Genomic DNA, 22,663 nt, shown 5'->3' with positions numbered 1-22,663 from the left:
GAGGGAGCTATTCCCGGCCTGCGCCCACCGCACTACGCTTGGCACGTCCTCAAGCGAGAGAACAGGATCTGTTGCAAACTTTTCGGTAACTCAGTTCGGCATATGCCTCCGGCAAGCTGCGGAGGTGCATGATGTTCAAGGGCCGCCATTTCGATCGCTCGGTGATCCTGCTGTGCGTCCGATGGTATCTCGCGTACAGCCTGAGCTTGCGCGATCTTGAGGAGATGATGACTGAGCGCGGCATCTCCGTTGACCACACGACTATCCATCGCTGGAGCGTTCACTATGCTCCGTTCCTGCTGGCGCAGGTCAATCGGCGCAAGCGCTCGGTCACCGACCGGTGGCATATGGACGAAACGTATATCAAGGTCCGTGGGCGTTGGATGTATCTCTACCGCGCCATCGACAGCCTTGGCGATACCGTTGAGTTCTGGTTCAGCGAGCGGCGTAATCTGGGGGCTGCCAAGCAGTTCCTGCGCACGGCGCTGAAGCGGCGTGGCCGTCCTAAACGGATTGTCATCGACGGCCGTCAGACCAACCGGCAGGCAATCCTGTCCTGCGATGCCGCAGACCGGCTCCAGGATCGGTTAGGGCAGGAGTTGAAACCCATTCGCATCCGCCAAAGTGCCTAACCTCAACAACCGAATTGAGCAGGATCGCCGAGCTATCAAGCGGCGAGTACGGCCGATGATGGGGTTCAAGTCCGTGAATAGCGCTCGTGCAGTGCTGGGCGGCATCGAAATGATCTATATGATGCGCAAGGGACAGGCGAAATACGCCTGCACTCGTCAACTGTCGCTCGCTGAACAGTTTGAGTTGCTTGTCGCCTGAACGCTCCACCGTGCGATTGGCCCTTTCGCGTCTCCTCTCTAAATTGTGACACAACCCGTGGCGCAAGTTACACCTTGCTGCTGACCCGGATACCAGTGAAATCCTTGCTTCGGAGCTGACGACCACGGAAGACGGCGATGCCTCACAGGTTGGGCCTTTGCTGGATCAGATCCCCGGCCCAATCGCTTCGGTCACGGCGGATGGCGCGTACGATGGCGATCCCGTGTACCGCACCATCTCTCAGCGGCATCCTGTCGCCGCTGTGATCATTCCACCGCGCTCAACAGCAGTGCCGAGCGACACGGCCGAGACGGCGCCTACGCCGCGGAATCGGCACCTCCAACTGATCCAGGAGCGTGGTTGGCGCGGCTGGCAAAAGGCCGTCAACTATGGCCGGCGGTCTTTGGGCGAGGTGGCGATGATGCGCTACAAGACCCTGATCGGCCGCCGCCTCCACGCCCGGACTCTGCCGACGCAAAAGGCTGAAGCTGCCGTCGGCTGCAAGGTCCTCAACGTCATGGCGCATCTTGGCATGCCAGTATCCCAGCGCCTCGTCTGAACCCTAGGGTCAAGGGATGAACGCGGCCCATCTCTCAATTGCGCACCAAAGTCGGTGGAGGTCGCTTCTCGCGTGATCGACAGACTGGATGATGGACCTGAGCTGGCAGGCTGGCCCAAGTAAGAGATGGATCGAACACCACTCGGGACTTTTTCAACAAAATCTGCCATTTTGAGACGTTCGCTTCACTGCTGCTTTGGATTCCTCACCAGTTCAGGTCTCCCTTGAGCAATGCATTGTGCAGCCCAGAATCGCGTCGGCGAACACAGTTCTGCCACAAACCGAATTAGATTGAGCTTAGCAATGAGCGGGAGAGAGCCAGCGTGCTGGCCGCCGAAGGAGCAACTGCCCCGGAAACCCTCAGGCACCAGGACCGCTTCGTTGCCCAACACTCTGAAAAGTGGAGCAGCCTGCTCCCGCCCATGGTGAAAGTCGCGGCTGCCCTGCGCATCCCGACGAAACTCTCAGGCCAATGACAGAGGGGGCTCCACCGCAGGATCGCCTGCGGACCATGACGGAGCCTGACGAATGCCTTCGCCCATACAGGCCGGAATCGTCGTATCTCTACGATTTCGCGGGCATCACTTCAGTGCTTCCATGGGGACAAAATCCATATCGATGAAGGACTGATTATCTCCCGCCATGGCCCAGATAAAAGCATAAGAACCGGTGCCGCTGCCACTGTGGATCGACCAAGGCGGCGATAGCACCGCCTGCTCATTGCGCACGATCAGATGGCGCGTGGCACACGGGCGGCCCATCAAATGAACGACGAGACGCTCTGGGGGCATATCGAAATAGAGATATGCCTCCATGCGGCGATCATGGGTATGGGCGGGCATCGTGTTCCACACACTGCCGGGTTCGAAGCGGGTCAGGCCCATCATGAGCTGACAGGTCGGCAGCAGGTCAGCATGGATATACTTGCTTATGATGCGCTTGTTGGCAGCCTCTGCCGTGCCAACCGGTTGCGGCGAAGCCTCCTTCTTCATGACCTTGCGATGGGGGTGGCTCGTATGTGCCGAAGCGGATACCGCATACAGTTTTGCCGGACGAGCGGGATCCACGGAAGCGAAAGAAACATCGGCCGCCCCCCTTCCGATATAGAGCGCTTCTTCGTTCTCGATGATGAAGCTCTGCCCGTCCACAGAGACGCGAGCAGCACCCGCGCTGATGTTGATCAGCGCCAGTTCTCGGCGCTCCATGAAATCGGAGACACCGGCAACCTGTGCCAGTTCAGGCCCGAAGAACAGCGCTGTGCCGAGCGGAGAGATTCCGAGAATGACCAAGCGATCGTAGTGCGTGTACGTCGCACGGATCTTCCCAGGCGCGAACACTTCCTCGATGAGGAAATGTCGGCGCAGTCCCTCCGTATCGAGCGTTTCGGCCTGCTCGTGATGAATGGCTTGACGCACGTCCATAGCTGCTCCGTTCCGATTGTATCAAAAGTGAAGTGTTTTTGCCGCCGGCGTATCAGCGGTCGGCGGCGCCGGTCATAGCTGTAACGGGGACGCCGCTCCCGGCCATCAAGCGCTCGAGCGCTGTCACATCGGGGCTCGGCGGCAGGCTCCCGAGCGCATCTCGCAAGGCTGTCGGATTGCCTTGCGCGGTGACCGCGCAGGCGAGCAGACTTTCGCCCGCTGGTATTTGGCCCAGCAATTGCGGCACGATTGTCTTCGGCGCGATGAGGTTGGTGTTAGGGGGCGCCCGGTGAGCCCGTCCAGTCCTTCCTAACGTTGAGTTCAGGTCAACGATGGCCGATAGATCGGCCTTCGTCTCGACAAGAGCTCGTCCAGCGCTCTCATCGACAATCGGCGCGATGTCGCCCTGCCGCGCCACCGCAAAGCCACCTTCGATCGTGTGCAAGGGGCGCGGCGTGCGAACACGGTGCACACGAACATGAAAAGGCTCAGCCCAATACACCCAGCTCTCGACCTCGACATCGGGGAACGGACGCCAGAGAGCATAAAGCGTCTCGTGAGCAATGAGCGCGATCTCGTTCGCCTCGCGCGTCCGTCCATGCCTGCCGTCATCGCTGAAGCCAATGACGCCATCGAGAACGGCGTCGAAGAAGCGACGTTCATCGCTCTCGACACTAAACCCATACCGGGCCGAGTAGGCGAATTTCGCATATTTTTCCGCGCCGAAGCGCATCGTCAGGTTCTGCTGACCCGACGACAACGCAATGGAATCGCCCGGTGGATTAGAGACGACCATACCAGGATGGCGCAGCGCCCTCGAAGCGGGCCGGGCCGGACACGGAAGTTCCTCGGCACTCCAGAACGGATGGTCCGCCGGCAGCGCGAGAGGCAGAAAGGCCTTGAGCGCCCAATAGGGAGAGCTCGCCGAATTATAACTCTCGGACATGAGAAGATTCGGATAGGTGTAGCCGACGGATAGAACGCCGTCACGATGCGCGATGGGCTGGCGCGTCCACCAGCGCAGCTGGCGCAGATAGTACCCCTTGATGACACCCCAGGGCAGCGCCTCCTCGCTTGCGAAAGCCATCGCGCCCCAAATACCGGCCGTCGCAAACCGGTAGGTCATCGAGCGCCCGAAAACGAGAGCCGCTCCGTCATCCGCATACCAGCGGGATATATCGGCTGAAAAGGCTTTCGCACGCTCGCGAAAGCGCTCGTTGCGAGCATCGTCGTCAAGCGTCGCGAGGATCAGGCCATAGAAATGAAACGCGAAGGGAATGTAGTGATCAACGTGTCGCGGCGAGCCATCGCGATACCAGCCGTCACCGAGATAGAGGGCATCTATCTCCCCTCGGAAACGATCTGACGGCTCTGGATCAAACGAAACGCCGACGGCTTTCAGGCCCATATCGACCATCAACCGGAAGAACTTCCAATTGTTATCGGCATATTCCTTCAGGCGCGCCGCCAGAAGATAATCGGCCACGTTGCGCTTCTGCCGATCGGAAAGCGGCTCCCAGACATGTTCGCCGGCAAGCCGGAGAGTCAGCCCGATGGCGGCGAGCTCGACGAGGCGCTGATCCCTGTCTCCAACCGCGCCCCAGTATTCCGGATGCTCGGGGTCCGTACCCGCGGCAAGACCGCGCGCGACCGGCTCCCAGTCAATCCATGTCGCGCCACCCGCCGCTGCGGGAGCAAGCCCCCAGAGCGGACGAGCGAAGCCTTCGAAATCCGCCGCCGCCAGATCGAAATGGGCGGCGGCCGCATCGAGGCGAACACGCGCCCCGCCAGGAGAGCGAAAGGCTTCGAGAGGACGAACGAGTGCCTGCAAGGCTCTCTCGACATCCTCTCTGGTCCGGCAGGGATTGTCCGCAAGAGGATTGAAGAGGTCGGCAGGCGGCGTAAAGACGGGCATTGCGCAATCCTTCGCCGTGCGAACGCGGCGGCGGGAGGGCGGCACGGCACGAATGCCGCGCCGGATATCGGGTTTCAGGAGCGAATGACGCGCTTGCCTTCCGAGATAAGGCGCTCGGCCGCTTGTGTAACGGAGATCTGTCCGAAGGACAGTTGATCGGCGACTGGGCGCATCACCATCTGGTCGAATTCCGTGGCGCCCTTCGGCGCCGGTGGCGGATAGGGCCCGACACGGTTGGCAATCGCATTGACGTAGTCGATCGTCATACGGGGAACTTCGTCGACGAGCGCCCCGACCACCCCGCGAATGTCGAGATTCACAGGAACACCACGCTCGACGCTGAGGACCTTACCGGCTTCCGGATCGTTCACGAAAAAATCGATGAAGGCCGCGGCAGCGTCGGGACTTTTGCTGGTCTTGCCGATGGACCAGATCAGCGCAGGTCGATAATAGAGTCCGGAGGGTCCATCAGTCTTTGTGACCGGGTAATTTGTGATCCCGAGTTTCTGCTTGAGTACCGATTGATAACCGATGAGCTGGTTCGAATACGCGAAGGACATGGCACTGTTGCCGCGTGCCAGAGGGTTCGTGTCGATTTGACTCTGGTCGAGCGACTGGACGTCCGGAGCCACGCAGCCGCCGCGCTGTCGCAACGTCTCCCAATAATCATACCACTCCTTGGCATCGTCGACGTTGAAACCCAGCTGTCCGTCTTCCGTATACAGGCCCTTGCCGCGCTGATGCAGCCAGACATCGAAGACGGAATTGTAGCGCGAGGCATTCGGCGAAGCCCAGACGCGTTCCTTGCCCATCGCCTTTGTCAGCTCCACCGACAAGTCGGCGAATTCCTTCCATGTGGTCTTTGCGGATGGAGGCGTGAGCCCCGCTTTCGAAAAGGCCTCTGTGTCGTATATGACTGAGAATGAATTGATGCCGAGCGCGATGCCGGCGACCTTGCCGTCGACACGCGCCAGATCGAGAACGCCGGGGCCAAACCTTTCGGTCTTGATCGTGCTTCCAAGGTAGCTGTCGAGTGGCAGCATGGCGCCACGACGGTAGTAGTCCGGCAACGTCGTCGGCTCGAACTGGATAATATCAGGCAGGTTGCGGCCGACAAGCATGGTTGCGAGCTTTGTCCAATAGTCGCCGCCTACAGCCTCGCCCGTGGCCGTGACGCCGGGATGCGATTGCTCGAAGAGCTTGGCGACATCCAGGGTGCGCTTCGAGCGATCCGGAGAGCCCCACCAATATAGACGCAAGGCTGCGTCAGCAGCTTTGGCCGACATGAAGGGAATCTGCGAGGCCAAGGCACCGGCGCCGAGTGCCATGGCTTGTTGTATCAAGTGACGTCTGCTGATCATGGTTTCCTCCCGTTTTTTGTCAGCGGCGTTTCATGAAAGGGCAGGCTCAGAGTGTGAGCGTTCTCCCGTCCGTATCGAACAGATGACAAAGCGACGGAGCGACACTCGCCTCCACGGCGTCGCCGACATGCGTGCGCTTCTGTCCGTCGCAAACGATGGTCATATTCTGACCATCGGTCAGCTTGCCGTAGATGAGGGTCTGGCTGCCGAGATGTTCCACATGCTCGGCGCGGACCTGACCCAGCTGCAATCCGTCGCCGGAACCGATGACGATGTGCTCGGGCCGCACCCCCAGAGTAAGAGGTGCATTGACGGTGATCGGCACGACCTTGTCGGCCGCCACGTGCGTCACAAGCTCTTGGCCGGCCAAATCGACTGCGACGCCATTCGGGCGTGTTCCAAGCGATTTCACATCGAGAAAGTTCATTTTCGGCGAGCCGATGAAGCCCGCAACGAACCGGTTGGCTGGCTTGTTATAGATGTCGAGCGGCCGGCCGAATTGCTCGACACGGCCGGCACGTAGAACGACGATCCGGTCGGCGAGAGTCATGGCCTCGACCTGGTCGTGCGTGACATAGATCATCGTGGCGCCGAGATCGGCGTGCAACTTGGCGATTTCGACCCGTGTCTGAACACGCAGTTCCGCATCGAGATTGGAGAGCGGCTCATCGAACAAGAAAATTCTCGGTTCGCGCACAATCGCCCGGCCGATGGCGACGCGCTGACGCTGGCCGCCAGAGAGCTCTCTCGGCCTACGATCGAGCAACTCCGTAAGCCGCAGAATCGCGGCGGCCTTGCGCACCCGGACTTCGATCTCGGCTTTAGGCATCCTGATGGTCTCGAGACCGAACGCCATGTTCTTGTAAACGCTCATATGCGGATAGAGCGCATAGGACTGAAACACCATGGCGATGCCGCGATCGGCAGCCGCACGTCCGTTCATAAGCTGACCTCCGATGGTCAACCGACCTTCCGAGATCGACTCCAGCCCGGCGATCATTCGCAGAAGCGTCGACTTTCCGCAGCCTGACGGCCCGACAAAGACAACGAACTCGCCGCTTCTGATGTCGAGGTCAACGTCGTGAATGGCTTCTATCGACCCGAAGCGTTTGACGATCTTATCGAGAACGAGACTGGTCATCGGTCTTCTCTGGAGCACTCGGCAGGTGGAATGGATCGGACCTCAACGCTTCATACCAGTGGTCGCAATACCTTCGATGAGAAGGCGTTGGAAGAAAAGGAAGAGGACGAAGACCGGCAGCACGACCAGCGTCGACATGGCGAAGAGCCCGCTCCAATCGGATTGGCCGCTCGAGTCTACGAAGGTGCGCAGTCCAAGCTGCACCGTGTAGCTGTGGGCATCGTTCAGGTAGATCAGCGGAGCGAAGAAATCGTCCCAGGTCCATATGAAAGAGAAGATCGCCGCCGTCGCGAGGACAGGCATCGATAACGGCAGGATGATCTTGAAATAGATCCGCCACGGACCGCAGCCATCCATAGTCGCCGCCTCGTCAAGCTCGCGCGGAATGCCGCGAAAGAACTGCACCATGAGAAAGATGAAGAATGCATCCATGGCGAGAAACTTCGGAACGACCAGGGGCAAGATCGTGTTCACCCATCCGAGATTGAGAAACAGTACATATTGCGGGATCAGAACGGCATGCTGGGGCATCATCAAAGTGCCGAGCATGAGGGCGAACCAAAAGTTTCGCCCGAAGAAGCGCAGGCGCGTGAAGGCGTAGGCGGCCAGCGAGCACGAAGCGAGATTTCCGACAACCGAAAGCAAAGATATCAGAAGGGAATTGAGGAAGAAGCGGCCAAAGCTGACGCTCAGCCCGTTCCAGCCTCTGCTGTAAGCATCGAGGCTGAAGGCTTTCGGGATCAATGACCAAGAAGAAAAGATCTCGTTGTCGGGTTTGAATGAACTCGAAACCATCCACAACAGCGGATAAAGCATCGCGAAACTGACTGCGATCAGGCCTGCATAGAGGACCGCGCGCGTTGCGTGAGAACGCATCCCCGAGATCGATGGCGTTACGGACCCGTCAGTCATCGTAGTGCACCCAGAAGCGCGCCGACAGGAAGGACAGCGCAGTGAAGATACAGATGATGACCACAAGCACCCAGGCCAGCGCCGACGCATAGCCGATGCGGAAGTTCACAAAGGCTTCCTGGTAGAGATAGAGCGTGTAAAACAGCGTGCTATCGATCGGCCCTCCGCTTCCGTTGCTGATGACGAAGGCCGATGTGAACGCCTTGAAGGCGTCGATTGTCTGGATCACGGCGTTGAAGAAAATGACAGGCGTAAGAAGCGGCAGCGTGATCTTGAGGAATTGACGTCGCGCGCCTGCTCCGTCGATGCTTGCCGCCTCGTACATATCCTGAGGAATCTGGCGCAAGCCCGCGAGAAAGATGATCATCGGGGAACCGAACTGCCAGACTGCCAGTAGGACGATTGTATAAAGAGCCGTTCCGGGCGTCGAGATCCAGCTCGGCCCCTCATATCCGAAAACGCTCGCAAGCAGCTTGTTGAGCAACCCGTCGCCAGCAAAGATCTGGCGCCAGAGAACCGCGATGGCAACGCTCGCGCCGATCAGGGAAGGCAAATAGAAAACAGCTCGAAAGAATGTGAGGCCACGCAGTCCCTTGTTGAGGGTAATGGCGATGGCGAGAGCGAAAGTGAGCTTCAACGGCACCGAGAGAACCACGAAGGTGAAGGTGACTTGCATCGCCTTCAGGAAGCGCGGATCATCACTCGCGATGCGCGCATAATTCCCGATGCCGATCCAGTACGGCGTGTCCACGAGATCGTAGTCGGTGAAGGATAAATAAAGCGAGCTCAGCGCCGGTCCGAGTGTCAGCGCGAAAAAGCCGATGAGCCAGGGAAGAAGAAAGCTGTAGGACGCGAGCTGATAGCGCAGGGCGGAACCGCATTCATGACGGGTCGTTGCCTGACGATCGGCCGCGGTCGCAATGCGACTCGCATCTTCGCGAAGATATTGCGCCTCCATGAACCCTCCCTATGCAAGGCCCATTCCGGTTTTCTTTTTTATTGTCGGCTAGCGTGCTGACAGGTCGAAAAAATGTCAACCGAAAATTTATATATTGACGAAACTTTCGTTTAATTAGAAAATTGTAGAAATTTTCGGATGGACCTATGAGAGCTCAGCTGGATTCCTACTTTGGTGTTCTTACCGAGGCCGGGGCGACCCGTTCGACCGATCGTTACCAACGAGCGCTCGAGCGCTGTCTCGAGCGGCTTCGAGACGTGATGCCGATTGTCGGGCTGAGGAATCCCAAGATCGGGCGCCCGGACCTGACCTGGAACTATTGCGGACCTTTCGATTGGGTAGTCAGCTTCCAGTCCGGCCAGCTATGGCTGGCGCTTCAGCTCACCGGCGAGCCGATATTCCTGAATGCCGCCCGCGCGCGGCGCCCCATCTTCCGACAGATTCTTCAGAACCGTCACGCCCGCGATCACGATCTCGGCTTCCAGTTCTCCTTGAGTTGCGTCGCCGACTGGCTGATGACGAGTTCGCCGGAGGCACGGGAGCTGGGCTTGCGCGCTGCAGAAGCCCTTTTGGCCCGTTTTCACGAGGAAGGCCAGTATCTGCAGGCATGGAATCCGCGCACGACCCACGGCGGATCCCGCGCCGAGTTCGTGGCCGGACGCGTGATTGCCGACACGATGCAGAATCTCGCCCTCCTGTACTGGGCGCATCAGGAAACCGGGCATGCGGATTTTCGCGACGCGGCGCTCGCGCATGCAGCGACGACCGCCAGACATCTGGTCCGAAGCGACGGTACGAGCTATCACACCTTTGTCTTCGATACCGTTTCAGGAGCGCCATTGCGCGGCGAAACCCATCAGGGCTTTGCCGACGAGTCCTGCTGGTCGCGCGGACAGGCCTGGATGATCCATGGCTTCGCTCAATGCGCACTTACCACGGGCGACAAGGAAGCTCTCGACATCGCTCGCAGGCTCGCGGCCAAGGCAGAGGCTCTCATGGGCCAGGATCCAGTGCCCGTCTGGGATTACTGCATCACCGAAGACACTCCGGCTTATCGCGACAGCTCGGCCGGTGCCATCATGGCGGCCGGCGTCTACATCATCGCAAGCCTGACCACAGGGGCTGAGGCCGCGCGCTGGAACGCCTTCGGCGACCGGCTGCTGGATGGCCTGCTGACGACCTGCGATCTGACAACGAATCCGGCGGCCCATGGTTTGCTGGACCATGGGGCCGCTCACGTGAAAGCGGGATTCACGGACACGATGCTGCCTTACGGCGACTATTATTTCATGGAGGCCTTAATGCGCTCCTTGGGTCACACCCAATTTTTCTGGTAGAGGCAGAAATAAACAGATTCTAAAAGTGCAATGGAGCAGCTCGATATTGCACCGCAGCCATGAAAAGTAGACTGAAGTGATGGATAATCGACCGGCGACACCAACCCTTCACGATATCGCCCAGGCGGCGGGCGTTTCCGTTGCGTCAGTCTCAAAGGTTCTGAACAATCGCCCCGGCGTTAGCGACGAAAGCCGGCGCCGCGTTCTCGGTGTTGCGGGTGAACTCGGCTATCTCGGCCGTGCCGGGCGCGCCTCTCGTTCGGCGATCAACAGCGTCACGATCGTCACCCTGTCCCGTTATTTGTCAGACAGCCAATTCTACGAGGAGATTTTCCAGGGGATTGTGGAGGAGGCCGATGCACATTCACTCGACACCGATGTGCGACTTCTTCCGTCGGACCGCCCCCAGACGGAGGTCGATGTTTCCGACATTATCCGTAATGGGCCACCTAGCTCTATCCTGCTTTTGGGACTGGACCAGCCCGCCATCGTGGATCAGGTCGTGGCAAGCGGGGTTCCGGCCGTCATCATTAATGGCCTCGATCCGACGATGCGCTTGAGCAGCATCTCGCCCGACAACCGTTTCTCCGGTTGGCTGGCGACGCGCCGGCTGCTCGATGCCGGTCATCGCGAGATCGTCTACATCACTCTCCCACTCAGGTTGTCGCTGCGCCGGCGCCTCGACGGTTTCCGGGATGCCATGGAGAGTGCCGGAATAGCCTTCGACCCCGATCGTCATGTGATCGACCTCGACAAGGAAAAGGTCGCGGATTTCGAGGCCCGCATTGCAGTCGACCGCGCGTTCAAGAGTGGGCGTCTCAAAGACACAACGGCTTTTCTTTGCAGCACCGATGTGATCGCTCTGGGCGTCCTGCAATCGCTTGAGGCGCGCGGCCTGTCGGTTCCATCCGACTACTCGGTCATCGGCTTCGACGACATGACAATCGCGCTGCACAGCCGACCGCCGCTGACCACGATGAGGATCGACCGCGGAGAATTGGGACGGCAGGGGATTGCAATGCTGATGGAGAGGATTGCCAATCCCAATGCCAGCCCTCGCCGTGTTGCAATGGCTGTACCACTGATCGAACGCGCAACAGTTGGCCCTCCGCGCACGCAGCCGGCTTAATGGGCCGTTTCGTGACGGGCCTCCTTCCCGGACTGCGCTCATTCACCTTTCGAGACGTTGGTGCATAAAAAGGTTCGGGTGTCGGATAGGGCTGGCCATCAGGTATAGAGGCGGTATTGTCAACTTGACGCCCGATCGGCACAGCTACCGCAAGTACAGCCATCAAGCCAGTCCAATCAGCTTATCAAGGCAACCCCGGACACATCGCGCCAGGAATTGAAAGCGCGATCGCGGGCCACGCGATACTCACTGGCGGAAGGACGGTGACGGCGGAGTTGAAAGTGGTTGTGGATCGGAGTGTGAGTGGCGAGAAATTGCTGCGCGTGCCGGACCGACTTGAACTGAAGTAGTTGGAACTTAATCTGACAGACGGTGTCGATTGGCTGAGGCAAGAGCCGAGGCCGGGCGCGGAGTAGTCGGGGTGCGCAGCGCCCGGCCTCGGCGTTCACAAGGACCACCGCCATGAACCAACGAGCAGAAGATCATCCGCGTCAAGCTCGGCCTTTTGGAGCTGGCCGAGCAGCTCGGCAATGTCAGCCAAGCCTGCCATATGATGGGCTATTCCCGCGGCAGCTTCTACCGCTTCAAAGAGCTCTACGAGGCCGGCGGCGAGATGGCGCTGCAGGAGCTGACCCGGCGCAAGCCGCTGCTGGCCAACCGCACGCCACCGGGGGTGGAGGCCGTCCTCGTTGAACTGTCCCTGGAGCAACCCGCCTTCGGCCAGATCCGGATTGCCAACGGGATGCGCAAGCACGGCCATTCGATCTCCCCGGCCGGCGTGCGCGGGGTGTGGCAGCGGCACGATCTCGAGACGATGAAGAAACGCCTGAAGGCGCTCGAGGCGAAGGTGGCGCAGGAGGGCCTAATCCTCACCGAGAGCCAGGTGGCGGCCCTGGAGAAGGCCAAGGCCGAGAAGGATGCGCATGGTGAGTTCGAGAGCGAGTGCCCCGGCTACTGCGGAGCCCAAGACACCTTCTACGTCGGCACCATGAAAGGAGTTGGGCGCATCTACCAGCAGACCTTCATCGACACCTACACCAAGGTGGCGTTCGCCAAGCTGTACGACCGCAAGACTCCGATCACCGCGGCCGACCTGCTCAATGATCGGGTTCTACCCTTCTTCGATGCCCACGAGGTGAAACTATGTCGGGTGCTCACCGACCGCGGCACCGAGTACTGCGGCAATCTCGAGCACCATGAGTACGAGCTCTATCTGGCGGTTGAGGCCGTGGATCATTCCAGGACCAAAACCAAGAGCCTACAGACCAACGGCATTGTGGAGCGCTTCCACAAGACGGTGCTGGACGAGTTCTATCGTGTGGCGTTCCGCAAGAAGATCTATGGCTCGATTGCAGAACTGCAGAGTGATCTCGATGCTTGGGTTCGGAGTTATAATGAGGAGCGGCCGCACCAAGGCCGGTGGTGTTTTGGCAAGACGCCGATGCAAACCTTCCTGGATGGCATGCCGCTGGCAAAGGAGAAGATGATTGCAGCCTGATCCTGTCGGACAGGCTCAACCCGATCACTCTCAGACGCCAAATGCCAGATCAAATACCGACTACTACACTCCAAAAGAACCGCTTTCCGTCCTGCCTTTCCTTACGCTACGCTTCATCGGAACGGCCCGCGCAAGCTACTGCGGCCAGTCCCTGGAATGGAAGGCACCGCCGATGAGCCAACGGACATACCTCGTTGCGGCCGCATGGGCCGCGGCCACCAAGCCCAGGATCAACAAGGCGAGACAACTGGGCAGCAACCGGCGGGAAAGGGTTCGGAAGATCGCTGTCATGGCCCGTGTGTCCTGTGTTCAGCGAAGAGGCTTCGAACAGCCAGTCAAGCGCAACCGTTGTCGGCACAGGGCGTGGCCAGCCACGGAATTGGTACCGTACAGCCCATCGGCGACCGCCTGCTTGACTGCCTCGGACAGCGACTTATCCGTTTGAGACATCCGCATGCGAACTGGAAAGCGTGCGGCTCGTCTCGATGGCATTCGGACACTCTCGGCATCAGCGTCCGGCGTTCGCAAAGTCACCTTGGGGTCAAGGTGCGACTTTGAAAGGAGGCAATGACAGTCTGTCTTCCGCTTGAACATGGAAGCTCGGCTGTATGCAGCCATAGTCGCTCGCTCTAAACTGCCGCTAGGCACCTGTTCCGATCATGGCGGCACGCGTTCAAAGTGCGAGCGGTCCATGTCCTTGAACCCATGGAAATAGCCACCCCAGCGGATAGATACCCCCAGTTCGGCAGCAGCCTTCTTCAGCGCGATGGCAATCCGCTTCTGGACCTGCCGATCAAAATAGACATGGCCCTGCGGGTCGAGAGGCCATACATCCACCGCATTGCCTGACCGATGCGGGCTGTCCTGCGTTCTGGACCAGCCCCAAGCGACCGCTTGGCGTTGCAGCTTGTCGGTGCGTCGGCCCGATCCGATCACGAAGCGCAGGCCTGGATTATCGGCCTGCGCCTTTCTCACCACATTGGCGAGTGCCGGGTCGAGGGAGCGCAGGTTGGCCTCATGATTTCCGACGGGGTCCGGATTCCAGGCCCGGAACATCGCGAGCTGATCCCGCCCATATTCATCTCTCGCGGGGATCTTCGCGTACACACCGCCCGGTCCGCTCAGGAGATTGGCGGCGATAGCCGGAGGGCTTCGCGATCCGATACCGGTTGCACCTTGAGCCGCGGCGTCCGAACCGAAACCGATGAGCACAACGATGGGCAACCCGAGATGGAGGAATCGTAGGTTTCGCGTCATGGCGACATGCACAGTCACAGCACGATGGTGCGAAAGGAAGGCAGAGCCATGCGGCTCGTCAGGTTCATCCTGCTCAGTCTGGAAAGCGCGGGCTGCTGCCGTTCGTTCCAGAATGGCTCGATCACAAACGAGCATGCAGGGTTTTGCAACAGGCCGAACAGCACTATCACTTGAGCTTTATGAACTTCTTCTTGGCGGCCGCAAGCTGACCATGGCGCAATGTCCGAGAAGCGCCAGGAGCAGACCTCTCCCTTGTTCGGTCCTTTTAACTCACAGGTTGCGCGGTATCGGGCCCATGATGAGCAAGGTGGACCTAAAATACTTGCGCCCTGAGTTCGGCAACCGCACCTAGACGTTCCGAGATGAGGTCTGATGACCTACTCGCCCCGCTTCACCCGCACCCACTCGCGTTTGAGGATAGCTTGCGAGACCTGGATGATGGCACGGCTGATGATATCGATGCGCTCGTCGATGTCCTCCCCGGGCGAGGGTGACCGAAGTTGGTCGACTGCCTCGCTCATCAGAGCCTTGAGCTGCTGATGATCCTTCTCCAGCGGGTTCAACATGAGCTCGGTCTTGGACACTATCCGCAGCAGGCTCTCGACCCGTCTGAACAGCTCGGGATCCCGGGCGATGACGGTGCCGATGGGCTCCTCCACGGTGTGGCGCACGGCTGCCGTGGTCAGAAGCTGCGAATTGAGGCTCGCCACAAGGTCGCGCATCGTCTCGATCCACCTCTGGCGATTCACCGACAGCACGTTCGCCTTGAACTCGATTTTCGCGTTCCTCGTGTTGACGAACGCGCCGGCAATCGAGGCGATCATCGCATTACTGGCGAAGATCAGGGTGATCCACTGTGGGTTGATGTCCATGTTCGTTGTCCTCGGGTGTGGGCTTTCGCGGTTCCTTCAGCCTGGATGTCGGGCGTCGGCCAGCTGGGCAACCGGACCGGGAACGAAGGGCCACGGTCCGTGATGCGAGCCGTCAGCTCGTCGCGTTCTATGCCGCCTCATGCGCCGCCTCCGCCAGCGGTTCTTCCCTGGACAGGGAGGGCGCCTTGATGCGGAACCAGGCCACGTACAGCGCCGGCAGAAACAGGAGGGTCAGCAGTGTGCCGACGATGATCCCGCCCATCATCGCGTAGGCCATCGGGCCCCAGAAAACCTCGCGCGAGATCGGGATCAGCGCCAAGCTCGCCGCCGCCGCGGTCAGCAGGATCGGCCGCGTCCGGTGCATGGTCGCCTCGATCACCGCCTCCCATGGAGCCCAGCCCTCACGCCGCAGATCCTCGATCTGCACGATCAGGATGACCGAGTTGCGGATCAGGATCCCGACCAGCGCCAGCACGCCAAGGATCGCCACGAAGCCCAGAGGAGCCCCGCTGGGCAGCATCGCCGCCACCACGCCGATCAGCCCAAGCGGCGCGACCGCCACCACCAGGAACAGCCGCGAGAAGCTCTGGAGTTGAACCATCAGGATCGTCGCCATGATGAACAGCATGAGCGGTACCACCGCTGCGATGGGGCCCTGGGATTTGGCGCTCTCCTCCACGGGACCGCCCACCGCCACCCGGTAGCCGGCCGGGAGCGTGCGGACGAATTCCTGCACCTTGGGCTCGAGCTGCCGGACAACCGTGGCCGGTTGGGTCGCATCGGCGATGCTGCCCCGGACCGTGATCGTCGGCAGCCGGGTGCGGCGCCAGATCACGGGGTGTTCGAGCTCGTAATGGAAGGTCGCGACGGCCGCCAGCGGCACGGACTGGCCGTTCCGGCCCGGCAATTGCAGGTTCTGGAGCGTCTCGATCGACTGGCGCTCCGCGGAGCGCGCGCGCTCCACCACATCGACCAGATAGATCGCGTCGCGCACCTGGGTGATGCTCGTTCCGCCCACGATGCCGTTGAGGGCGCCGGCGATGTCCTGCGAGGTGACGCCGAGCTGGCGGGCCTTGTCCTGGAGCACGTCCACCTTCACCACGCGGGCGGGCTCGTTCCAGTTGAAGCCGATATCAGTGACCAGAGGATGCTCGCCCACGAGAGCCGCGAGCTGCTGGGCCAGCTCCCTCACCTTCTGGACATCGGGCCCGCTGAGCCGGTACTGCACCGGGCGCCCGGCTGGCGGCCCCAACGCCAACAGGTCCACGTACACATCCAGGCCGGCAAATTCCTGCCGGGCCAGGGTCTTGATCTTGGACCTGAGGCGCTCCCGGGCCTCGATGCTCTTGGTCACGATGACGATCTGGCCGTAGTTGGGGTTCGCCGGCTGAGGGTCGAAGGAGAGGATGAACCGCACCGCGCCCTGGCCGACATAGGACGACCAGTGATCGATGTCGGAATCGCCTGCGAGCTTGGCCTCGAAGCGGTCCATCTGCGCCTTCGTCTCCGCGATCGAAGCGTTCTGCGGCAAGGTGAAGTCGACGAGGAGCTCGGTGCGGTCCGAGGACGGGAAGAACTGCTGCTCGACGAACCGCAGGCCGTAGAGCGAGGCGCCGAACAGCGCGACCGCCACCCCGATGGTCACCCAGCGCCAGCGCATGGCGCCGTCGAGGACGCGCGAGAACGCCCTCGCGAGGCGGCCCGGTTCGTCGTGATGCTTCTTCATTGTCTTTGGCAGAAGCGTCACGCCGAGCAGGGGCGCGAACAGCACCGCGACGATCCACGACAACAGCAGGGAGACCGCGATCACCACGAACAGCGTGAACGTGTACTCGCCCGCGTTGCTGCTGTTGAGGCCGACCGGGATAAAGCTCGCCACGGTGACGAGCGTTCCGGTAAGCATCGGGAACGCAGTGGAGGTGTAGACGGCGGTGGCGGCCTTGCGCAGCGTGTCGCCGGCCTCCAGCCGCGCCACCATCATCTCGACGGCGATCATGGCATCGTCGACCAGAAGGCCGAGTGCGATGATGAGAGCACCGAGCGAGATGCGCTGCAACGAGATGCCGAAATACTGCATGACCATGAACGTCATGGCGAGCACGAGCGGGATCGACAGCGCGACCACGAGCCCGGCCCGCATGCCGAGACTGACGAAGCTGACCACCAGCACGATCGCCACGGCCTCGAACAGGGCCTTGGTGAAGCCGCCGACCGCCTCCTCGACCACGACGGGCTGATCGGCCACGAGGTGCACGCCGACGCCGATGGGCAGTTCGCCGACGATCCTGTCCATCTGCTCCTCCAGCGCCTTGCCGAATTCCAGCAGGTTCGCGCCGGTCTTCATGCCGATGGCAAGCCCGATGGCAGGCTGGCCGTTGAACCGGAACAACGCCTGCGGCGGGTCGACATAGCCCCGGCGAATGGTGGCGATGTCGCTGAGGCGGAAGAAGCGGTCGTTGATGCGCAGGTTGAGGCCGCGCAGGCTCTCCTCCGACGTGAACTGCCCCGTCACCCGGACGCTGATGCGCTCGGGACCAGCCTGGATGACGCCGGAGGGCGTGATGGCGTTCTGGGCCTGGAGCGTCCGAACCACATCCTGCTCGCTGATGCCGAGGGCGGCGATCTCGCGTGTCGAGAACTCCAGGAAGATCACCTCGTCCTGGACGCCGATCAGATTGACCTTGCCGACATTGGGCACCGTCAGCACCTTGGCCCGCACGTCCTCGACGTAGTCGCGCAACTGCCGCTGCGTCAGTCCGTCCGCGGTGAACGCGTAGACGTTGCCGTACACGTCGCCGAAATCATCATTGAAGAAGGGGCCCGCGACGCCTTGGGGAAGCTCCCGTTTGATGTCGTTGACCATGTTCCGCACCTTCACCCAGACGCCCGGCACGTCGCGGCTTTTGACCGTGTCCTTCAGGTTGACGTAGATCACGGTCTGGCCCGGCGTGGTCTGGCTGCGGGTGTAGTCGAGCGCGTCGAGCTCCTCGAGCTTCTTCTCGATCCGGTCGGTGACCTGGCGGGCGGTGTCCTCGACGGTAGCGCCGGGCCACTGGGCGGCAATCACCATCGTCTTGATGGTGAACGACGGATCCTCCTCGCGACCGAGGGTGACGTACGCGAAGATGCCGGCAATGGCGGACACGATCATGAAGTACCGGACGAGGGAGCGGTGCTCGAGCGCCCAGTCGGACAGGTTGAAGCGGCTTTTCATTGGGAGACCTCGTCTGCGATCTTGACTGTTTGGTCGGGGGTCAGGCTGTGCACGCCGGCGGTGACCACACGCGTGCCGGGCGCGATCCCATCCAGGACCCGGACTGCGGACCCGTCCCGGGCGACAACCGTCACGTCGCGGGTCGACACCGTCCGGAGGGCCGGATCCACGATCCACACCATCGTCCTGCCGTCCCGCTCCAGCAGGGCCGAGACCGGCAGCTCGATGCCCGGGGCAGCCTGCGTCCTGACCGTCGCGGTGATCGTCGTTCCGAGCCGGAAACTCTCCGGTGGATTGGCGAGGGTGATCCTCACCCGCAGCGTGCGGGTGGTAGGATCCGCTTGCGGGGCAATCTCCCGCACCGATCCGGTCGCCTGCACCGAAGGATCCAATTGCAGGGCGATGTCCAAACGATCACCTGGCTTGAGTTCACGCGCGATGCTGTCGGGCAGATCGACCACCGCTTCGCGGATGTCCGGGCGAGCCACGGTGACGACCGTCTGTCCCGGCTGGACCACCTGACCGAGTTCTGCCGCGGTGGCGGTGACCACACCGTCGAAATCGGCGCGCAGCTCGGTGTAGCCGAACTGCTCCTCCGACTTGTCGAGGTTTGCCTTGGCGCTCGTGACGCCCGCCTCCGCGGTTTCGCGGGCCTCCCTCGCAGCGTCGTACTGAGCCTGGTTGGCAATGTTCTGCTGGAGCAGCGTGCGTTGGCGAGCCTCGGTCGCGGCGGCATTCTCCAGGCGGGCAGTGGCGCTGGCGAGGTCGGCCTGCGCCGATCGCACCGCAAGCTGGTAGGCGACCGGATCAAGTGTAGCGAGGCGCTGTCCCTTCCTGACGACGTCACCGACATTGACGTCACGGCTGATGATGCGTCCGAGCACCCGGAAGCCGAGGTCGGATCTGTATCGAGGCTCGACGGTTCCGGCGAAGCCCACCGTCTGCACAGCCTGCGAGGTCACCGCGAGGGAGAGAGCCGGCCGTGGTGCCGGCGCCTTGGCGTGCTGCTGATCCTGGCAGGCAGCGAGCAGGCCGACCGAGCCCAGGGCGGTCAGGGATACGAGGATCGGTTTCATAGGGCCCCTCCTTCGGTGAACGCGACAACCTGCCGGGGCCGCAGGAACTGCGCCCCGGCGGTCACAACGACCTCGCCAGGCTCGAGCCCCTCCCGCACGATGACCTTTCCGATGTCGTAGCCTTCGACGGCGATCGGCTTCAGCGACACCGTTTTGGTCTGGGGATCGACGGTCCACACCGCTGGGTGCCCACCCTCGCTGGAAAGAGCGCTCGACGGGACCATCACGAGTTCACGGGACTGGAACCGGCCTTCGCCGACGATGGCCGCTCCGAGTGTCATCGCCGCCGGCGGATGCTCGATGCCGACCTTGACTTTAACGGTGCCGCTGGACAGATCCACGGTCGGCGAAACCTCGCGCACGGTGCCCTTGGCTTCGACGGCCGGATCGGACACCAGCGTCAGCGCGATCGCGGGATCGGCGGGTTCGCGGGTAAAGATCGACTCGTAGACATTGAACACCGCGTCGCGCGACCCGTCCTGGGCGATCGAGAAGACGGTCTGGGCCACCTGCACGACTTGGCCCACCTCCGCCTTGCGCGCCGTGACGACACCGGCAACGCCCGCCCGCAGGACCGTGTCGGAAAGATGGTCGCGGGCGGTGCCGAGCTGCGCCTTCGCATTGTCGAGCGCGGCCTGGGCCGTGAGGTAGGCTTCCTGGGCTTGGTCATGCTCTCGCTTGGTCGTGTAGCCCCGAGCGAGCAGCGCCTCCTGGCGCTCATAGGTGGAGGTCGCCTGGCGGAGTGTGGCTTCGGCAGCCTGAACGGCGGCCTCGGCGGCGGTCAGCGTTGCCTGCTGCTGCTGCGGGTCGAGTCTGGCCAGCACCTGGTCGGCGGTCACGTGGTCACCGACATTGACCAGGCGTTCGCTGACCCGGCCGGCCACCCGAAAGGACAGATCGCTCTCGGCCTGAGCGCGGACCTCGCCCGTCAGTCGAACGGTCGGGGCATAGTCGGTCAGGGTGACAGTTTCCACCTGCACCATGGTCGGAAGGCTCTGCGGCTCGCTCGTCTGTTGTTGGCAAGAGGCAAGACCCAGGGCGATCACCGCCACTGAGGCTGCCGAGGCAAAGCGGCAGGTGTCTGCACGGAAGCAGGAAATCATCGATCCACTCGGCTGTATGCACTGCTGGTTGCGCAATCGCGGGCGATGAGGTGGCAGGCGACCTCAAATCCCACATGGCTCCCGTGGCGCAGCCGGTTGCGGTCGGCAGATTGGGCCACGGAAGCGAGTCTGTTGGGCGTGACGACGCCAACCCCGATCACACTGGGGCCTGTCGTCGAACCGGCTTCCGAAGGAGACGCAAGCACACAGGAACTGATCGAATGCCGGTTGCATGAGAGCCTTCCATCCGAACGGCCCTATCGTGGGCGGTCGCTGAGGCTAAGGAGCGGGCGTATCGTGCTGCCCTTTCTCATATTGAACATTTAAGTCAATTCGACTATATAGTCAATAGGAAATTTGAGAAATCGTGGAGTGAGGATCCCCATGGCGAAGATTGACGCGGCCCGCAGGGCAGAGATCGGTCGGGAGAAGCGTGCCAGGACACGGGCGCAGATCCTCGAAGCGGGCACGATGCTTCTCGCGGAGAAACCGCCCGAGGCGCTCACGGTGGATGCGATCGTCGAGGCGGCGGGCGTCGCGAAGGGCACGTTCTACTATCACTTCCAGAACATCGAGGAACTGGCCGCCGCGGTAGGGTCAAAGCTCGGGGAGAGCTTCGACGATCTGCTGACTGCCGCCAGGCTTGAGCTGCCCGATCCCATCGCGCGTCTGTCCTTTGCCTTCACGCAATTCCTGGAGAAGGCGACCTCGGACCCTGCCTGGGCACGGCTCGTGCTCCAGAGCGCGCAGGCTCCTACTGAGTTCGCCCGCGGCATTCGCGCTCATCTCAAGGCTGATCTCACCGAGGCGATTGACCAGGGCCGGCTGAGTGTGCGGGACGTGGAGCTGGCTGCCGACATCGTCCTCGGCATCTGGCTCCAGGTTGTGCGTGGCAGTCTCGAGCGACGGACTGTGTCGGATCTATCTGACCTGGCTCTTGGTGCCGTGCTGCGCGCCCTCGGCGCGTCCCAGCCCAGGATGGAAATCGTGTCTGATAGGGTTGGCAGGTCAAGCCGGACAACGACCTAATCACGTCCGCTTGGCGGACGGACGTGCCGCGGCAGGTATCTGGGCTCGATCAGATAAGCGAAGATTTCCTGCCGCGGTCCGGATCGACCTGTCACTCCGCGGTCCAGCCGCCATCCATCGGCAGATTCGTGCCGGTGATCTGGCTGGCCGCGTCGGAGCACAGGAACACGGCGAGTGCCGCCACCTGATCGACGGTGACGAACTGTTTGGTGGGCTGGGCCTCCAGCAGCACGTCGTTGATCACCTGCTCCTTGGTCAGCCCGCGCGCCTTCATGGTGTCGGGGATCTGCTTCTCCACCAGCGGCGTCCAGACATAGCCGGGGCTGATGCAATTGACCGTGATGCCGTGGGTCGCCACCTCCAGCGCCAACGTCTTGGTGAGCCCCGCGATGCCGTGCTTGGCGGCCACGTAGGCCGACTTGAACGGCGAGGCGACGAGCGAATGGGCCGAGGCCGTGTTGATGATCCGGCCCCAGCCCCGCGCCTTCATGCCGGGAACCGCCGCCCGGATGGCGTGGAATGCGGAGGATAGGTTGATGGCGATGATCTGGTCCCACTTCTCGACCGGGAAATCCTCCACCGGTGAGACGAATTGGATGCCGGCGTTGTTGACGAGGATGTCGACGGACCCGAAGGTCCGCTCGCCCAGCCGCACCATCTCCTCGATCTCGCGCGGCTTCGTCATGTCGGCCGGCGAATGGATCGCCTTGACGCCGAACTCGCGCTCGATGCCGGCACGCTCCTTCTCGATTGCACCTGCGTCGCCGAAGCCGTTGATGACGACATTGGCGCCTTCCTTGGCGAGCGCCCGGGCGATGGCGAGGCCAATGCCGCTGGTCGAGCCGGTCACGACGGCAGATCTGGAGCGAAGTATCATCGAAGCCTCCTTGTTGCTAGGTCCAATCGGTCAATCGAAGCACTCGTCTTGATCTGGGATCTCCTCACGATCCTCGACCCGTCGAGTGTGGTACCGTGTACGAACTTTCACTCGACCATTGTTCGTGTGCGTAGATCCCCATGTATCGGGGCTCCTGATGGCAGGATCAAACG

At 61.6% G+C, this 22,663-nt stretch carries 17 protein-coding genes, 1 pseudogene and 1 riboswitch; of the genes and pseudogenes, 6 read left to right on the top strand and 12 right to left on the bottom strand.

The annotated features are described in order from the left end of the window. Positions 1–131: 131 nt before the first annotated feature. Together K9B37_RS22585 and K9B37_RS22580 are read left to right on the top strand one after the other, a co-directional pair. A protein-coding gene (locus K9B37_RS22585) for an IS6 family transposase (RefSeq protein WP_224315818.1) occupies positions 132–831 on the top strand; the annotation gives its coding sequence in 2 pieces (ribosomal slippage) (positions 132–629 and positions 631–831; 699 coding nt in all). Between the two features lie 58 nt (positions 832–889). After that, positions 890–1,390 (top strand): annotated as a pseudogene (locus tag K9B37_RS22580) (transposase); the annotation flags it as partial. A 298-nt stretch (positions 1,391–1,688) separates the two neighbouring features. Then, a riboswitch (glycine riboswitch) is annotated at positions 1,689–1,776 on the top strand. Between the two features lie 195 nt (positions 1,777–1,971). Here the strand turns inward: K9B37_RS22580 and kduI are convergent. From kduI to K9B37_RS22550, 6 genes are all read right to left on the bottom strand, one after another. After that, entirely contained in the window at positions 1,972–2,811 is an 840-nt protein-coding gene (kduI, locus tag K9B37_RS22575; protein ID WP_224315797.1) for a 5-dehydro-4-deoxy-D-glucuronate isomerase, read from the bottom strand. A 52-nt stretch (positions 2,812–2,863) separates the two neighbouring features. Further along, the gene (locus K9B37_RS22570) at positions 2,864–4,726 is read right to left on the bottom strand and encodes a DUF2264 domain-containing protein (RefSeq protein ID WP_224315796.1); all 1,863 of its coding nucleotides are present in this window, start codon (positions 4,724–4,726) and stop codon (positions 2,864–2,866) included. Between the two features lie 74 nt (positions 4,727–4,800). Next, positions 4,801–6,087, bottom strand: a complete 1,287-nt coding sequence (locus K9B37_RS22565) for an ABC transporter substrate-binding protein (protein WP_224315795.1) — start codon at positions 6,085–6,087, stop codon at positions 4,801–4,803. A 46-nt stretch (positions 6,088–6,133) separates the two neighbouring features. After that, the gene (locus K9B37_RS22560; RefSeq protein ID WP_224315794.1) at positions 6,134–7,228 is read right to left on the bottom strand and encodes an ABC transporter ATP-binding protein; all 1,095 of its coding nucleotides are present in this window, start codon (positions 7,226–7,228) and stop codon (positions 6,134–6,136) included. A 42-nt stretch (positions 7,229–7,270) separates the two neighbouring features. Continuing rightward, positions 7,271–8,104 carry a carbohydrate ABC transporter permease gene (locus K9B37_RS22555; RefSeq protein ID WP_224315793.1) on the bottom strand — a complete coding sequence of 278 codons (834 nt, stop codon included), beginning with the start codon at positions 8,102–8,104 and terminating at the stop codon, positions 7,271–7,273. Positions 8,105–8,132: 28 nt separating this feature from the next. After that, positions 8,133–9,098 carry a carbohydrate ABC transporter permease gene (locus K9B37_RS22550; RefSeq protein ID WP_224315792.1) on the bottom strand — a complete coding sequence of 322 codons (966 nt, stop codon included), beginning with the start codon at positions 9,096–9,098 and terminating at the stop codon, positions 8,133–8,135. Between the two features lie 146 nt (positions 9,099–9,244). Between K9B37_RS22550 and K9B37_RS22545 the strand changes: the two genes are divergently transcribed. The 3 genes from K9B37_RS22545 (at position 9,245) to K9B37_RS22535 (ending at position 13,062) form a co-directional block, all read left to right on the top strand. Next, positions 9,245–10,435 (top strand): glycoside hydrolase family 88 protein, encoded by a 1,191-nt coding sequence (locus tag K9B37_RS22545; RefSeq protein ID WP_224315791.1) that lies wholly within the window; start codon positions 9,245–9,247, stop codon positions 10,433–10,435. A gap of 79 nt (positions 10,436–10,514) precedes the next feature. Continuing rightward, positions 10,515–11,564: a LacI family DNA-binding transcriptional regulator gene (locus tag K9B37_RS22540; RefSeq protein ID WP_224315790.1), complete on the top strand. Its 1,050-nt coding sequence runs from the start codon at positions 10,515–10,517 to the stop codon at positions 11,562–11,564. A 481-nt stretch (positions 11,565–12,045) separates the two neighbouring features. Continuing rightward, positions 12,046–13,062, top strand: a complete 1,017-nt coding sequence (locus K9B37_RS22535) for an IS481 family transposase (protein WP_369414407.1) — start codon at positions 12,046–12,048, stop codon at positions 13,060–13,062. Between the two features lie 657 nt (positions 13,063–13,719). Here the strand turns inward: K9B37_RS22535 and K9B37_RS22530 are convergent. The 5 genes from K9B37_RS22530 to K9B37_RS22510 form a co-directional block, all read right to left on the bottom strand. Then, positions 13,720–14,319, bottom strand: coding sequence for a M15 family metallopeptidase (locus K9B37_RS22530; RefSeq protein WP_224315788.1), 600 nt, complete (start codon positions 14,317–14,319; stop codon positions 13,720–13,722). A 377-nt stretch (positions 14,320–14,696) separates the two neighbouring features. Then, positions 14,697–15,191, bottom strand: coding sequence for a hypothetical protein (locus K9B37_RS22525; protein WP_224315787.1), 495 nt, complete (start codon positions 15,189–15,191; stop codon positions 14,697–14,699). Positions 15,192–15,318: 127 nt separating this feature from the next. Continuing rightward, positions 15,319–18,405 (bottom strand): efflux RND transporter permease subunit, encoded by a 3,087-nt coding sequence (locus tag K9B37_RS22520; protein ID WP_224315786.1) that lies wholly within the window; start codon positions 18,403–18,405, stop codon positions 15,319–15,321. Further along, entirely contained in the window at positions 18,402–19,481 is a 1,080-nt protein-coding gene (locus K9B37_RS22515) for an efflux RND transporter periplasmic adaptor subunit (protein WP_224315785.1), read from the bottom strand. Before K9B37_RS22515 ends, K9B37_RS22520 begins: the two co-directional genes overlap by 4 nt. Further along, complete coding sequence (locus K9B37_RS22510) at positions 19,478–20,584, bottom strand: efflux RND transporter periplasmic adaptor subunit (protein ID WP_224315784.1); 1,107 nt, start codon at positions 20,582–20,584, stop codon at positions 19,478–19,480. Before K9B37_RS22510 ends, K9B37_RS22515 begins: the two co-directional genes overlap by 4 nt. Before the next feature lie 384 nt (positions 20,585–20,968). Between K9B37_RS22510 and K9B37_RS22505 the strand changes: the two genes are divergently transcribed. Further along, on the top strand, positions 20,969–21,613 hold the full coding sequence (locus K9B37_RS22505; protein ID WP_224315783.1) for a TetR/AcrR family transcriptional regulator: 645 nt from the start codon (positions 20,969–20,971) through the stop codon (positions 21,611–21,613). A 91-nt stretch (positions 21,614–21,704) separates the two neighbouring features. Here K9B37_RS22505 and K9B37_RS22500 read toward each other — a convergent pair whose 3' ends face one another. Next, on the bottom strand, positions 21,705–22,490 hold the full coding sequence (locus tag K9B37_RS22500; protein WP_224315782.1) for a 3-hydroxybutyrate dehydrogenase: 786 nt from the start codon (positions 22,488–22,490) through the stop codon (positions 21,705–21,707). Positions 22,491–22,663 lie beyond the last annotated feature (173 nt).

The organism is Microvirga puerhi (genome assembly GCF_020089865.1).
Lineage (GTDB): Bacteria > Pseudomonadota > Alphaproteobacteria > Rhizobiales > Beijerinckiaceae > Microvirga > Microvirga puerhi.
The sequence above is the reverse complement of the archived record's forward strand: the minus strand, read 5'-3'. Positions and strand labels throughout refer to the sequence as shown.

Excerpts from the sequence above, each read along its gene's own strand:
- K9B37_RS22520 (WP_224315786.1), bottom strand. The coding sequence starts at position 18,405 with ATGAAAAGCCGCTTCAACCTGTCCGACTGGGCGCTCGAGCACCGCTCC.
- K9B37_RS22500 (WP_224315782.1), bottom strand. The coding sequence starts at position 22,490 with ATGATACTTCGCTCCAGATCTGCCGTCGTGACCGGCTCGACCAGCGGC.
- kduI (WP_224315797.1), bottom strand. The coding sequence starts at position 2,811 with ATGGACGTGCGTCAAGCCATTCATCACGAGCAGGCCGAAACGCTCGAT.
- K9B37_RS22525 (WP_224315787.1), bottom strand. The coding sequence starts at position 15,191 with ATGGACATCAACCCACAGTGGATCACCCTGATCTTCGCCAGTAATGCG.
- K9B37_RS22550 (WP_224315792.1), bottom strand. The coding sequence starts at position 9,098 with ATGGAGGCGCAATATCTTCGCGAAGATGCGAGTCGCATTGCGACCGCG.
- K9B37_RS22505 (WP_224315783.1), top strand. The coding sequence starts at position 20,969 with ATGGCGAAGATTGACGCGGCCCGCAGGGCAGAGATCGGTCGGGAGAAG.
- K9B37_RS22565 (WP_224315795.1), bottom strand. The coding sequence starts at position 6,087 with ATGATCAGCAGACGTCACTTGATACAACAAGCCATGGCACTCGGCGCC.
- K9B37_RS22570 (WP_224315796.1), bottom strand. The coding sequence starts at position 4,726 with ATGCCCGTCTTTACGCCGCCTGCCGACCTCTTCAATCCTCTTGCGGAC.
- K9B37_RS22560 (WP_224315794.1), bottom strand. The coding sequence starts at position 7,228 with ATGACCAGTCTCGTTCTCGATAAGATCGTCAAACGCTTCGGGTCGATA.
- K9B37_RS22515 (WP_224315785.1), bottom strand. The coding sequence starts at position 19,481 with ATGAAACCGATCCTCGTATCCCTGACCGCCCTGGGCTCGGTCGGCCTG.
- K9B37_RS22540 (WP_224315790.1), top strand. The coding sequence starts at position 10,515 with ATGGATAATCGACCGGCGACACCAACCCTTCACGATATCGCCCAGGCG.
- K9B37_RS22510 (WP_224315784.1), bottom strand. The coding sequence starts at position 20,584 with ATGATTTCCTGCTTCCGTGCAGACACCTGCCGCTTTGCCTCGGCAGCC.
- K9B37_RS22530 (WP_224315788.1), bottom strand. The coding sequence starts at position 14,319 with ATGACGCGAAACCTACGATTCCTCCATCTCGGGTTGCCCATCGTTGTG.
- K9B37_RS22555 (WP_224315793.1), bottom strand. The coding sequence starts at position 8,104 with ATGCGTTCTCACGCAACGCGCGCGGTCCTCTATGCAGGCCTGATCGCA.
- K9B37_RS22545 (WP_224315791.1), top strand. The coding sequence starts at position 9,245 with ATGAGAGCTCAGCTGGATTCCTACTTTGGTGTTCTTACCGAGGCCGGG.